Source organism: Chryseobacterium piperi, from assembly GCF_002285635.2.
GTDB lineage: Bacteria > Bacteroidota > Bacteroidia > Flavobacteriales > Weeksellaceae > Chryseobacterium > Chryseobacterium piperi.
Genome location: NZ_CP023049.2, coordinates 440,824 through 453,996 on the forward strand (window position 1 = coordinate 440,824; position 13,173 = coordinate 453,996).

Genomic DNA, 13,173 nt, shown 5'->3' on the forward strand with positions numbered 1-13,173 from the left:
GAGTTGAAAATAATTGCTTTATAAAACCTTTTATAAAGCTTTCCTGCTTTATTCCGATAGTTTATAATCGATTCATATGATTTTTCGGAATGAAAATTGGAGCATTTTTATTACCTAATCACTTAAATCTTATTATTATGGACACCAACAGATTTAAATCTTCACACGATTTTAGTAATCTTCAGAAAAACTTGCATAATAATCCAGGCTATAGTGTAGAAAGCTATTCTCAGCAGGTCAAGGATTATATGAACGATATGAAAAGCAAGAATAAGGAAGCAACCAAACAGGACTTTATGAGCCAGGCTCAAAAATCAGCAAAGGATGTTTGGGAAGACATGCAGGATATGGCTTCTAAAGCTTGGGACGAAAACAATGAGCAATCCAGCAAACAGAAATAATTTTAAATACTAAAGTTAAAAACCTCACCTGTGTTATGAGTGAGGTTTTTTATTTTTAAATACATAAAAAGGAAAAATAATGAAGGTTTTTATCAATAAAAGAATTCCTGAAACAGGAATCAAAATGCTTGAAGATGCAGGTTTGGAGATTATCATTCCTGAAAATGGCAATTTATCTCAGGAAGAATGGTTGAGCTATTGTAAAAATACAGACACTATTTTGAATGTGGGAAATCATACATTCGACCATGATTTTTTTGATGAATGTCCGAATGTCAAAGCCGTTGCTTTATATTCCGTAGGGTTTGATCATGTGGATATTAAGGCAGCTAATCAAAAAGGGGTGCCGATAGGAAATACACCGGATGTTTTGAGTAATGCTACTTCTGATGTAGCTTTTTTACTGATGCAGTCGGTAGCAAGACGGGCAAGTTATAATTTTCAGAAAGTAAAAGAAGGAAATTGGGGAGACTTTGATCCATTGCACGCATTAGGCCAAGAATTGTATGGTAAAACATTAGGTATTTTTGGATTAGGAAGGATCGGATTTGAAATGGCTAAAAAATCTCAGAAAGCTTTTGATATGAATATTATCTACCATAACAGACATCATAACGAAGAAGCGGAAAGAGAACTTAATGCCCGATATGTTTCTTTTGATGAGTTGATCGAGCAATCTGATGTTCTAAGTGTTCATGCTAATTTTATTCCTGAACAAAAAGACCTTTTCAACCGTTCGGTTTTTGAGAAGATGAGACCTGATTCTATTTTTATTAATACTGCAAGAGGTGGTTTTCATCATCAGACCGATTTATATGAAGCTCTTGTGTCTAAACAAATCTGGGGTGCGGGTCTGGATGTTACCAATCCTGAGCCTATGTTTAAAGAGGATCCTATTCTTGGTCTTTCAAATGTCTGTGTATTGCCACACATCGGCTCAGCCACGATAGAAGCCAGAAATGGAATGGCGAAATTAGCAGCTGAAAATATCATAGCATTTTCAAAAGGTGAAAAAATGGCGAATTGTGTAAATCCTGAAGTATTTTCTAATAATTAACTAGGACTTGGAATTATTTTTGTTCTATAGGTAACATCAAATACAAAATATTATGGTACCTGAAGATAACATCAACGAGCAGAATAGAAAATTAAGAGAAATGGATTACAATCCTAATGAGGATTTGTTTAATAAAGAGAAGCATATTCCTCTCGATGGTGATGGCAATCCCATCCTCAACGAGGAGGATGAAGAATATGAAATGGAGATGGATCTGGATGTTCCCGGTTCAGATGAGGATAATGATATGGAGGAAATTGGATCCGAAGATGAAGAAAACAATTATTGGAGTACAAGTGACAATAAAGACGATCATGAAGAAGAAAATGACGATGTACTCACATAAAGAAATATTATAGAGCATATATAAATCCTTACTCGATCGAGTAAGGATTTTTTGTTTGTAATAATTATATGATATGATCGCAATATTCTAGGGATAAAACTCCTCTCCACATAAAGGCAATTTTTTACGTTTTCTTTGCTTTATATTTTCTAATTTGAATATCTTTAAAACTTTGAATTTTTAAATGTAGACTTAATATAACTATGACTTTCCAGGAACAAATACAACAAGGTATTCCTAATCAGTTACCGCAGCCAAAACCATACGAAACCAATATCAATCACGCGCCAAAACGTAAAGAAATTTTAGGAGAGGAGGAGAAAAAACTGGCATTGAAAAATGCTTTGCGTTATTTCGACCCTAAGTTTCATGCAGAGCTTTTACCTGAATTTAAAGAGGAATTAGAGCAGTATGGCAGAATTTATATGTATCGCTTTCGTCCGGATTATGAGATGAAAGCGCGTTCAATTTCGGAATATCCCGGAAAATCTGAACAAGCAAAATCAATTATGCTGATGATTCAGAATAATCTGGATTATGCAGTGGCTCAGCACCCGCACGAATTGATTACTTACGGTGGGAATGGAGCGGTTTTTCAGAACTGGGCACAATATCTTCTTACCATGAAGTATTTATCTGAAATGAATAATGAACAAACGTTGGTCATGTATTCGGGACATCCGATGGGGCTATTTCCTTCCCATAAAGATGCACCGAGAGTCGTGGTTACAAATGGAATGGTTATTCCCAATTATTCAAAGCCTGACGATTGGGAAAAGTTCAATGCATTAGGGGTTTCTCAATATGGGCAAATGACTGCGGGGAGCTATATGTATATTGGTCCGCAGGGAATTGTACACGGGACAACGATTACTGTTCTTAATGCGTTCAGAAAAATAAAAAAAGAACCTCAGGGAGGGCTTTTTGTTACTTCAGGATTAGGAGGAATGAGTGGAGCTCAGCCAAAAGCTGGAAATATTGCAGGTTGTGTAACGGTTTGTGCTGAGGTTAATCCTAAGATCACCAAGATCCGACATGAGCAAAAATGGGTAAACGAAATCCATGAGAACCTGGATGAATTGGTTGAACGAGTGAAAAAAGCTCAGGAAAATAAAGAAACTGTTTCGCTTGCTTATCTTGGAAACATCGTTGAGATTTGGGAAAAGTTTGATCAGGAAAATCTAAGAATAGATATTGGTTCAGATCAGACCTCTCTTCACAACCCTTGGGCAGGAGGGTATTATCCGGTAGGCCAGAGTTTTGAAGAATCCAATACCATGATGGCAGAAAATCCTGAGTTGTTTAAAGAAAAGGTGCAGGAAACATTAAGAAGACACGCTGCAGCTATTAATAAACATAACGAAAAAGGAACATATTTCTTTGATTATGGAAATGCCTTTTTATTAGAAGCTTCAAGAGCCGGAGCAGATGTTATGGCAGAAAATCCAACATTAGGAAGGGAGTTTAAATTCCCGAGCTATGTTCAGGATATTATGGGACCTATGTGTTTTGATTATGGTTTCGGGCCTTTCCGTTGGGTTTGTACAAGTGGAAAGCCGGAGGATTTACATAAAACAGATGATATTGCATGCCAGATTTTAGAGGAGATTCAGCAAAATTCTCCGGAAGAGATCCAACAGCAAATGAAAGATAACATTCAGTGGATTAAAGGAGCTCAGGAAAACAAACTGGTTGTCGGCTCTCAGGCTAGAATTCTTTATGCTGATGCAGAAGGAAGAATGAAGATTGCGGAAGCTTTTAATAAAGCCATCAGAAATGGAGAGATTGGGCCTGTTGTACTGGGTAGAGACCATCATGACGTTTCAGGAACAGATTCGCCTTACAGGGAAACCTCTAATATTTATGATGGATCAAGATTCACTGCGGATATGGCTATTCATAATGTAATAGGAGATAGCTTCCGTGGCGCAACTTGGGTATCCATCCATAATGGTGGTGGCGTTGGCTGGGGAGAAGTGATTAATGGCGGTTTTGGTATGCTGTTGGACGGAAGTGAAGATGCAGACAGAAGACTCAAGTCAATGCTTTTCTGGGATGTAAACAATGGAATTTCCAGAAGAAGCTGGGCAAGGAATGAAGGAGCTATTTTTGCCATCAAGCGAGCAATGGAAGTAGAGCCTAATTTAAAAGTAACACTTCCTAATATAGTGGATGATAATTTATTATAATTTTTTGAAAAATATTCATAAGGAAACTTTGCTTGTTGCAAAGTTTTCTTATTTTTACGCAAAACTATGAGAAAGTGAAAATTTTAATATCTGAACCATGCCATGAAAACTGGAATGAAATGACTCTTGATGAGAAAGAAAGATTCTGTAATGTTTGTAGCAAAACGGTTCATGATTTTAGTGGCTTTTCAGATGAAGATCTTGTTAATACCTTTAAAACAAATAAAAATGTTTGTGGAAAATTTACAGGAGATCAATTGGGAAGAAATTTAGATTTTCACTGTTAAGTAAAATCGCTTTAGGACTACTGACTACAGTAGGAGGCATTTCAACATACATGCTCAGGAGATGAAAAATGATGAAGTGAAAAAAGTTGATTTTAAAAAAGGGATTGAAGGAATAGAAGTAATTAATGGCACTTTACGTAAAACTGTGTGGGTAGGGATGCCAACAAAAGAAGATTTGGAATCTACAAATCCATTGATTTTATTAGATGGTAAAAAGATTTCGGAAGATAAAATGAAGAGGATAAATCCGGATAAAGTTAATAGTGTGAAAGTGTTTTCAGGTGAAGGAGCAAAAAAGCTATACGGCTCCGCCGGAGAATTTGGAGTGATCATTATTGAAAGTAAGAAGAATAACTAAAGATAATTATTTTGTTTTGAGTTTAATTTCATTTTAATTGTAAAATATGCCTTTGAAAAGATATACTGCTAAATTTGAAAAGAGAGGATTAACCTTATTTTCAGAAAGTAATTCTGAAATAGGAAAAATCACAAGAGCAAGTAAAATTATCTCCTGGAAAAAATGTATTGTATGCGACTCTAAGAGATATCACATCAGGAGTACCGGCTTTTTATGGAATGACATAGAACTGTCAGACGGTAGAAAAGTGATTTATTATACAGATTTTGGCAAAGACAGAATTGTAAAAGCAGGTGAAGATATAAGGGTTTGCCACTTTGAACTTGGAAAAGGAATGAGGCTTTACGAGCAAAAGAAATTAATTATCGATATTCAGCCCCATACCAAATGGTTTAAGAATCCTGTTTTTACTATTGAGATGGATGATTCTGTAGATGAGGCATTAGCTTTATTATTCCTATATTATTCCAGTAAATAATACAATCAGATAAAATAAAAGGCTCAGCATAATACTATGCTGAGTTTGTTTTTTTAGCTCTACATTAATTTTAATTCAAATGATGGTCAAATAGACTAAATCTATTAATCATGTGTTTTTAAAATCAATTGTAACGTCTACCTTTATTTTGTTAAAAAAACAGACACTCAAATAAAAAATAAAATATGGATTCAGTACATCACCAGTCGTTTCACGATATTTTCAAATCTGAAAATGAGATACCTGAAGAATATAAAGTCCCCGAAATTCATCAGAGAACCTATCTGTTAAATGGAGAGCTTGTTGAATGGAAAGGAGAGGTAATGGATATCTATTCTCCTGTTTGCATTCCTACGGAAAATGGCTTACAGAGGAAGTTATTGGGGAGTATTCCCAATACAAGCCCTAAAGAGGCTATGGAAGCTCTTGAAGCATCGGTCAATGCTTATGATAACGGATTGGGAGAATGGCCTACAATGTCTGTGGAAGAGCGGATAAAATGCATGCAGAAATTTGTGTATCTGATGATCCAGCAACGTGATCTTGTTATTAAATTGTTGATGTGGGAAATTGGAAAGACATTAGCTGATTCTACCAAAGAATTTGACCGTACTGTAGATTATATTAACCAAACGATTGATGCATTGAAGGATTTGGATCGGGAGTCATCCCGTTTTCAGGAAGCGGAAGGAACTATTGCACAGATCAGACGAGCCCCGTTGGGAGTAGTCTTAAGCATGGGGCCTTTTAATTATCCTTTGAATGAGATTTTTACTACGCTGATTCCTGCATTAATTATGGGGAATACCATTTTATTTAAACTTCCAAAACATGGTGTTTTAGCTCATTATCCATTGTTAAAAGCTTTTAAAGAATCCTTTCCTAAAGGAATGGTCAATACTTTGTATGGTAAAGGTTCGGAAATTATCACTCCTATTATGGAAAGTGGTAAAGTAAATGTGTTGGCTTTTATCGGATCAAGTAAAGTGGCTAATGGTCTCAAAAAGCTGCATCCAAAAATAAATCGTTTAAGAGCTATTTTGAGTCTGGATGCTAAAAATGCGGCAATTGTTACCAAAAATGCCAATCTTGATGTTGCGGTAAGTGAATGTATTCTTGGGGCGCTTTCATTCAATGGTCAACGTTGTACAGCCCTTAAGCTGATATTTGTGCAGAAAGATGTGGCTGATGAGTTTATTGAAAAACTAAATAAGGCGGTATCCGCTTTAAAGCCCGGGTTGCCATGGGAGAAAGATGTGAAAATAACACCGCTTCCTGAAGTGAATAAACCTCCTTATCTTAAGGAGTGTATTGATGATGCTCTTGCACATGGTGCTAAAGTTATTAATGAAAATGGAGGGTATACAGAGGCTTCTTTTGTGTTCCCGGCTATAGTATATCCGGTAAACAGTGAGATGAAATTGTATCATGAAGAGCAGTTCGGTCCTGTAATTCCTGTTGTTCCTTTTGACCATATAGATGAGCCGATTGACTATCAGGTCAATGCTTCTCATGGGATGCAGGTAAGTATTTTCAGTGAAGATGCCCATGAAGTATCTAAGCTGATTGACCCGTTTGTTAACCTTGTAAGTCGTGTTAATATCAATTGTCAGGCACAACGTGGCCCGGATGTTTTTCCGTTTACCGGAAGAAAAGATAGTGCGGAAGGTACGCTTTCTGTTTTTGATGCGTTGAGGTCTTTTTCTATAAGATCTTTAGTAGCCGCAAAATTAACGGAATCAAATAAGAAACTGTTAAATACAATTGTAAGAGAACATAATTCGAATTTCCTGAGTACAGATTATCTATTTTAAGATAAATATCTCATAATAAGAACCACAATAAATCATGTTTATTGTGGTTTTTTTCTACTAATCTTATTTTTATTTATTTTTTTTACAAATAGGTGTAACATTTTTAGCGAAATGTCACTAACTCTATAGAGCTAGAAACCATGACCCTCATACAGCAAGAATTTTTAGAAAAAATTGAAAAACATAAAGGAATCATTTTTAAGATTTCTAAAATGTACATGGATCATAAAGATGATCGTGATGATCTTTTTCAGGAAATTATTGGTCAGGTTTGGAAGGCTTACCCAGATTTTGAAGGACAAAGTGAATTTTCCACATGGTTGTACAGGATTGCTTTAAATATAGCTATTGTTTTTTTAAAGTCAGAGAAGAAAAGAGGTTTTATAACCAACGAAGATTTTTCTAATTACAAAGTGATACAGGATGATTATGATGATGAAAAAGAAGAAAAACTGGCTGATATGTACAAGGCAATTCACCAACTAAACCCGATAGACAAAGCTTTTATATTTTACTATCTGGAAGATTTTTCAGGAAAAGAAATTGCAGAACAGATGGGAATTTCTGAAGGTAATGTAAGAGTGAAGATGAATCGGGCTAAAAATAAGCTGAAGGATATTTTAAGCTCAAATAACTACTAATTTTTAAATCAATACCAATGAATATAGATGAACTAAAAAATACATGGAGTGAGGATGTTTCTTCGGAAATCCCTGAAATCAGTATTGAAAATAAAAATAAGATTAACCTCCCATTGGAAAGGATGCGTAAAAATATGCGGATGGAATTTTTTTCCACTATTGGAATATTTATTTTTGGATTTGCTATTGTATGGCTTTGTGGGGCGCCGTTTAAGTTTAAATTTTATCTTACCATTTTATTGGCTTCTATGGTATTGGTGACATTTTTCTTTTTTAGTAAATTTTTCAGGTTGTATAAAGATATCAGTGATCCGGTATTGAAGACGTATGAAGGTTTGAAAGATCTTTTGTATCAGTTTAACCTGAATAAGCAATACTACCTTTCATTCTATCTTACTTTTGTTCCTTTTCTTGTTTGTGAGATTATTATTGTTATAGAGTTTATTCCAAGGCCTGTGCCACTAGGCGACTCCACAATAGCAATTGTCTTGATTGGATCCGTTAGCTTTGGATTAGTATTGTTATATTTTTTAGGAAACTGGTGGTTCAGTAAATTATACGGGAAGTATATCACAAGAGTTGAAAATCTCATAATAGAGTTCAAGAAATAAGCTACGGCGGGCATTGACCCGCCGTAGCTGTAATCATGATTTTTTTAAGATACGCTGTGCTGAATCAGCAGCAATAACCAGGCCGGCTCCCAGCATGATGATGTCTTTTAGTACCAGCCGCCCGGCTCCTGAAAGATATGGAAAGCCATAATCAGGACCACCTAGATTGGGAACCCAGACCTCCGGGGTAGTAATGAGAAAAGAGAGGGTGACGATAGACATTCCTGTTGTTAATAGCCCTCCTGTTAAGCCTATTTTAGGGTAGAATATTCCTAACAAGACTAAAGCTCCAATCGCTAGTATAACAGTTCCTAATGCATAGGAAAATATATAAGTTCCGTTGGCCTGATGCCATTTAATGTTTGTGGGCACAAATTCTCCCTCTTTGTTTTTATGGAGTTTGTAATTATCTGTGTCCGATACTTTTTTATAAAGGAAGAAACTCATGAATGGTGAGTTGGCAACAAAAGGAATAATTCCTTCTGCTTCATAAGGAAAGGCTTTTAGGCCACCGATCCAGGCCATAACAATGAAAATACTTATTCTTAAAAAATGGATGAAGTTTTTCTGTGAACGGGCTAAGAATTCAATCATAATCTTTTTTATGACAAATATATTTCCAATATCATCGTCATGGAATGGAAGATCGTGGACATTATTTGTACAAATCTGCAACGATAGAAATGCCGACTTCTTTCCGGAATTGAGTAGGAGATACACCCGTATATTTTTTAAAATACTTACTGAAATAAAATTCATCATTGAAATTAAGTTCCAATGCAATTTCTTTGATTGATTTGCGGGTAAGATGGATTTGTTTTTTAGCTTCAAGAATTACTCTTTCCTGAATAATTTGAGAAGGGGTTTTGTTGAAACGTGATTTGATCTTTTTGCTTAAAGTGTTGGGCGTAATATGAAGTAGATCTGCATAAAAAGATAAATTTTTCTCTATCAGAAAATGCTCTTCTACCAGGTTTTGAAAAGATTTTAATTCATTAAAATCATCTTTGGCTAGTTCTTTATCAGGAAGTATCTTATTTTTCTCTTTGCTACAAATGGCGAGAATAAGTTGTAGATACGATTGTAAAACAGCATGTGAAAAACTTTCTTTTGGATCTACTTTCTGGATTTTTAAGAAGTAATCTGCAATTTCCTCAAACAGCTCTTTATTAAGGGTAAAATAAGGAAAAAGATAAATGTTGTTAAAAAGCAATCCGTTACAGGCGACTTCTTTTTTATGAAATTCAATGCAGTAAAAATCACTATGGAAACTAAGGATATCAATAGGGGTATTATCATTACTGAAAATCTGAATATTCTGAAAAGGAGAAGAAAATAGAACAATTCTTCCGTTAAAAGTATATTCAGTAAAGTCTATCACTATGGTACCATTTCCTTCAAATAAAAAAATATGATAAAAAGGATCACTGAAAATGGTTTCAAAGTGATCTGAGCTTTTTCTGTCAATTGAAAAGGACATAGGTTCCACGGAGTAAAACTACACAAAAAATGATAATTTTTATTCTCTATTTACTGCTTTGGCTTACTTTTCTTTTCCCTTGTGATTTCATCTTTAATCCATTTTAGCTGGACGTCATTTTTATTGATAATATCCTGTAGTGTTTCTGTGACTGTGGTGTCGGGAATGACCCCATGCTGAGAATTGGTAAGGGTGATATTAGGATTAACTAATAGTAGTCCGATAGGAAGTGTAAGCTTCGAATTAGGAAGAACTTGATAAGAATAAAATCCGGCAACGGTTCCATCATTGGCACCTCCGGTTTCTTCTCCTACCAGAAAAGCTTTCTTGTCGAATTTTAATTTGGAGCTTATAATGGAAGATGCTGAAAAGCTTCCGCCGTTAATCAAGACAAAAATTTTCCCCTTGAAGGCATTTTTACGGGGTTTGGTAACATTGTCAGCTTTTATTTTATAGTAAAATTTTCCATCTTTTCCTTTATAGGTGTGAAGCGTTTTCAGGAAAAGATAGGTAGGATATGCAATCCCTTTTAATGCATATTCCAGCGGGCTGCTTTTTTTGAAATATTTTGTTTTTAAAGGTGTTGTTCCGGAGTTGATACGTGATGGCTTTATCAGTGTAAAAGGTTCAGAAACCAAATAAGAATATAAATTATTAATCTCCTGTAATGATCCCCCATAATTATTTCGGATATCAAGTATCAGGTATGAAGACTTAGCTTCCTTAATTCTTTCAAAGGTGTCTCTGTAAAATTTTTCAGAGTTATTATTTGAAAATTTCTTTATACTAATATAAGCTATTGTGTTACCCTCATCAAGGAATCTGAAACTTCTGTTAGAAGCACAATAGTAATTCTTTTTTTTACTTGTCTTGTTTTGAAGCCCTTCTTTTTCCTTTTCTCTTTCCAGAATATAGCTTTGCTTTTGCTGATGATATTGGGTTTCAATCTTTACATGATCTAGGTATCCGTTTTCCATACTGAAAAAACAAAAGAATGTATCTTTTAAATAATAAGGAATGAAAGTCGTATTACGTCCATCACTGCTGATGAGCTTTTTGTATTTGTGGATGTAAGTTGTTACGGGAATATCATTAATACTCAGGATTTCAGTCCCGGGCTTTATATTGAAAAGGGAGTCTTTATTTTCTATGATATAGAGACGAGTTCCTTTGATGTAATATTTGAAGTAGCTGAATAATCGTCCTTCACTATTACTGTTTTTTATTTTTTCATAAGGGATTAATAAAGAAAGATGTCCCTCTCGTATTGTAGTGATTACCGGTTGTAATTTAAAATAAAACTGAAGAGCCGTAAGAGGTTTGTCTATGGTTTGTTTGAGACTGTCAAACTTATAATCCAGGTCTTTTCGGGGTATATATTTATAGAGTTGAGGATGCATTTCCTTTAGTTTGGTATATGCATAATCAACATCTTTTTTGAGAAGATCCGGAGCAGTATACACGGGTTCCTGTTCATTTTGTTTCACAACAGAAGAGCAGGACCATAATGTAGCCAGTCCAAATAAAAATAATAAAAATTTCAAATTCTTTGTGTTTAAACTTACAAATTTAGACGTTTAAAATTATTTGGATATTAAAAAAAATATAATTTTTTGAGTTACAGTGATAATTTTACGTTAAAAAATAGGGTGTTTTTATTCTTTTATGTACCATTTAAATTTAAAAGTTAATACATTTGACCTTTATTTTTACCAAATGATGTATTTAATTATTATTCTGTTCATTTCAATTGCAGTCTATTTCTTAATAACCAGCCAGCCGGCTTTTGGAGCGGAGCCTACTGGGAAAAGACTGGAAAAAATGAAAAAATCCAAACACTATAAAGAAAGCCAGTTTCATAACCTGAGCCATACACCATCTATCGCAGAGGGATATAGTATGCCCAAAGTTCTGTATGATTTTTTTCTGGCTAAAAAAGATCCGCTTTTAAAACCATTAAAAAATATTCCGAGTGTACACACGGATCTCAAAAATATTTCAAAAGATCAGGATGTTTTCATCTGGCTGGGACACTCTTCTTATTATATCCAGACGGATGGAGTTTCTTTTTTGATTGATCCTGTTTTAAGCAGTTATGGTTCACCTTTTAAATACTTTAATAAAGCATTTGCGGGGTCTGATATTTTTAAGCCTGAAGATATTCCAAATATTGATTATCTTGTTATTACGCATGATCATTATGATCATTTGGATTATCCTACAGTAAAGGCAATCAGAAACAGGGTTGGAACTGTTATTCTGCCTTTGGGGGTTGGAGCTCATTTTGAGAAATGGGGATATAGTGAAAGCCAGCTTATTGAAGAAGAATGGGGAAGTACCAGTGATTTAAAAAATCAGATCAAAATAATCTATACTCCTGCAAGACATTTTTCCGGGAGAAAAGTAAAAAGAAATGGTACGCTCTGGACTTCTTATGTGTTGGAAACGCCGACCAAAAAGATATTTTTAGGAGGTGATAGTGGCTACGATAGCCATTTTAAGATGATAGGGGAAAAGTACGGTCCTTTCGATTATGCGATCATGGAGAATGGGCAGTATAATGAGGCATGGAAATATATTCATGCTCTTCCTGAAGATGTAGTACAGGCAAGTATTGATATCAATGCACGGAATATTATCCCCGTTCACTCCTCAAAATTCGCCCTCGCACTTCATCCATGGAATGAGCCCCTAAAAAAGATCACAAGCCTTAGCAAAGGGAAAAACTTGCATATCCTTACACCGATGATTGGGGAACAGGTGAATCTGAACCATTCGGACAATCAGTTCAGGCTATGGTGGGACGATTAATTTCAGGCGTGCCAGATATCTTTATACCTTTTAGGATGGTTTTCAAATTGTAGTCTTACAAAATCACATTCAGGATCTATTAATAGGTCCTTTTCTTCTGCATATCGTACCAGTTCATCTAAAAGAAGTTTTGCATATCCTTGTCCTTCGAGATCCTCATTTAATTTGGTGTAGTAAACAATTAATTGTCTTCCGTCAATCTCTATGGACATGTAACCTGCCTTTTTCTCATCGATTAACATCTGCAATTCATCCTGATATGGAGATATTTCAAACTTTAAATTTTCCATAATATTGAGATTTTGGTGGATTAAATATGATTTTAGAGAGCTTAAAAAATAATCTCTTCTTTAAAATTACAAATTAAAATAATACAAAAGAACAATTTTTAGGAATCTTAACGCAATTTAGACTGTTTTCAATTAACAAATGGTTAAGTGGTAGAGTATGAATAGGTTATATTTTTGTTCTGAATTAAAATAGACTGAATTTCAGGATTGTTGATTAATAACCCTTTATTCATGGGGGATTGCAGTTTGTAAAACTATTTCAAAGGTTTTCAGGTGTTTATGAGTTTTTATTAAAAAAATGTACTATCCATCATCAATTTGGCATTTTTATTGTCATTACAAGATCACCATTAGAATCACTTATCACTATACACTTAATTTTTTTAAGATGACTGTTCGAAAGATCAGTC

15 protein-coding genes are annotated in these 13,173 nt (G+C 34.7%); 11 read left to right on the forward strand and 4 right to left on the reverse strand.

The genetic code is table 11. The features are described 5' to 3' along the window. Positions 1-137 precede the first annotated feature (137 nt). From CJF12_RS01935 to CJF12_RS01980, 10 genes are all read left to right on the forward strand, one after another. A complete protein-coding gene (locus CJF12_RS01935) occupies positions 138-401 on the forward strand; it encodes a hypothetical protein (protein ID WP_034686966.1) in 264 nt (87 codons plus the stop codon). 79 nt (positions 402-480) lie between these two features. Beyond that, positions 481-1,458, forward strand: a complete 978-nt coding sequence (locus CJF12_RS01940; protein ID WP_034686886.1) for a 2-hydroxyacid dehydrogenase — start codon at positions 481-483, stop codon at positions 1,456-1,458. A gap of 52 nt (positions 1,459-1,510) precedes the next feature. After that, positions 1,511-1,804, forward strand: coding sequence for a hypothetical protein (locus CJF12_RS01945; RefSeq protein ID WP_034686888.1), 294 nt, complete (start codon positions 1,511-1,513; stop codon positions 1,802-1,804). 203 nt (positions 1,805-2,007) lie between these two features. Continuing rightward, a complete protein-coding gene (locus tag CJF12_RS01950; protein WP_034686889.1) occupies positions 2,008-3,993 on the forward strand; it encodes a urocanate hydratase in 1,986 nt (661 codons plus the stop codon). Between the two features lie 74 nt (positions 3,994-4,067). Then, positions 4,068-4,280: a hypothetical protein gene (locus CJF12_RS01955; protein WP_131329573.1), complete on the forward strand. Its 213-nt coding sequence runs from the start codon at positions 4,068-4,070 to the stop codon at positions 4,278-4,280. A 61-nt stretch (positions 4,281-4,341) separates the two neighbouring features. Next, positions 4,342-4,638, forward strand: a complete 297-nt coding sequence (locus CJF12_RS01960; RefSeq protein ID WP_034686893.1) for a hypothetical protein — start codon at positions 4,342-4,344, stop codon at positions 4,636-4,638. A 46-nt stretch (positions 4,639-4,684) separates the two neighbouring features. Continuing rightward, positions 4,685-5,116, forward strand: coding sequence for a hypothetical protein (locus tag CJF12_RS01965; RefSeq protein ID WP_034686895.1), 432 nt, complete (start codon positions 4,685-4,687; stop codon positions 5,114-5,116). Positions 5,117-5,301: 185 nt separating this feature from the next. Further along, positions 5,302-6,930: an NADP-dependent glyceraldehyde-3-phosphate dehydrogenase gene (locus CJF12_RS01970; RefSeq protein WP_034686900.1), complete on the forward strand. Its 1,629-nt coding sequence runs from the start codon at positions 5,302-5,304 to the stop codon at positions 6,928-6,930. Between the two features lie 140 nt (positions 6,931-7,070). Continuing rightward, positions 7,071-7,571, forward strand: coding sequence for an RNA polymerase sigma factor (locus CJF12_RS01975; protein ID WP_034686912.1), 501 nt, complete (start codon positions 7,071-7,073; stop codon positions 7,569-7,571). A gap of 17 nt (positions 7,572-7,588) precedes the next feature. Beyond that, on the forward strand, positions 7,589-8,182 hold the full coding sequence (locus tag CJF12_RS01980; protein WP_034686939.1) for a hypothetical protein: 594 nt from the start codon (positions 7,589-7,591) through the stop codon (positions 8,180-8,182). 33 nt (positions 8,183-8,215) lie between these two features. Here CJF12_RS01980 and CJF12_RS01985 read toward each other — a convergent pair whose 3' ends face one another. The 3 genes from CJF12_RS01985 to CJF12_RS01995 form a co-directional block, all read right to left on the reverse strand. Beyond that, positions 8,216-8,776: a DUF417 family protein gene (locus tag CJF12_RS01985; protein WP_034686946.1), complete on the reverse strand. Its 561-nt coding sequence runs from the start codon at positions 8,774-8,776 to the stop codon at positions 8,216-8,218. Between the two features lie 61 nt (positions 8,777-8,837). Next, complete coding sequence (locus tag CJF12_RS01990; RefSeq protein WP_228379119.1) at positions 8,838-9,662, reverse strand: helix-turn-helix domain-containing protein; 825 nt, start codon at positions 9,660-9,662, stop codon at positions 8,838-8,840. 50 nt (positions 9,663-9,712) lie between these two features. Then, complete coding sequence (locus CJF12_RS01995) at positions 9,713-11,206, reverse strand: S41 family peptidase (RefSeq protein ID WP_034686950.1); 1,494 nt, start codon at positions 11,204-11,206, stop codon at positions 9,713-9,715. A gap of 172 nt (positions 11,207-11,378) precedes the next feature. Here CJF12_RS01995 and CJF12_RS02000 point away from each other — a divergent pair, with 172 nt between their 5' ends. Further along, a complete protein-coding gene (locus tag CJF12_RS02000; RefSeq protein WP_034686969.1) occupies positions 11,379-12,473 on the forward strand; it encodes an MBL fold metallo-hydrolase in 1,095 nt (364 codons plus the stop codon). A 2-nt stretch (positions 12,474-12,475) separates the two neighbouring features. Here the strand turns inward: CJF12_RS02000 and CJF12_RS02005 are convergent, their stop codons facing one another. Next, a complete protein-coding gene (locus CJF12_RS02005; RefSeq protein WP_034686953.1) occupies positions 12,476-12,763 on the reverse strand; it encodes a GNAT family N-acetyltransferase in 288 nt (95 codons plus the stop codon). Between the last annotated feature and the right edge of the window lie 410 nt (positions 12,764-13,173).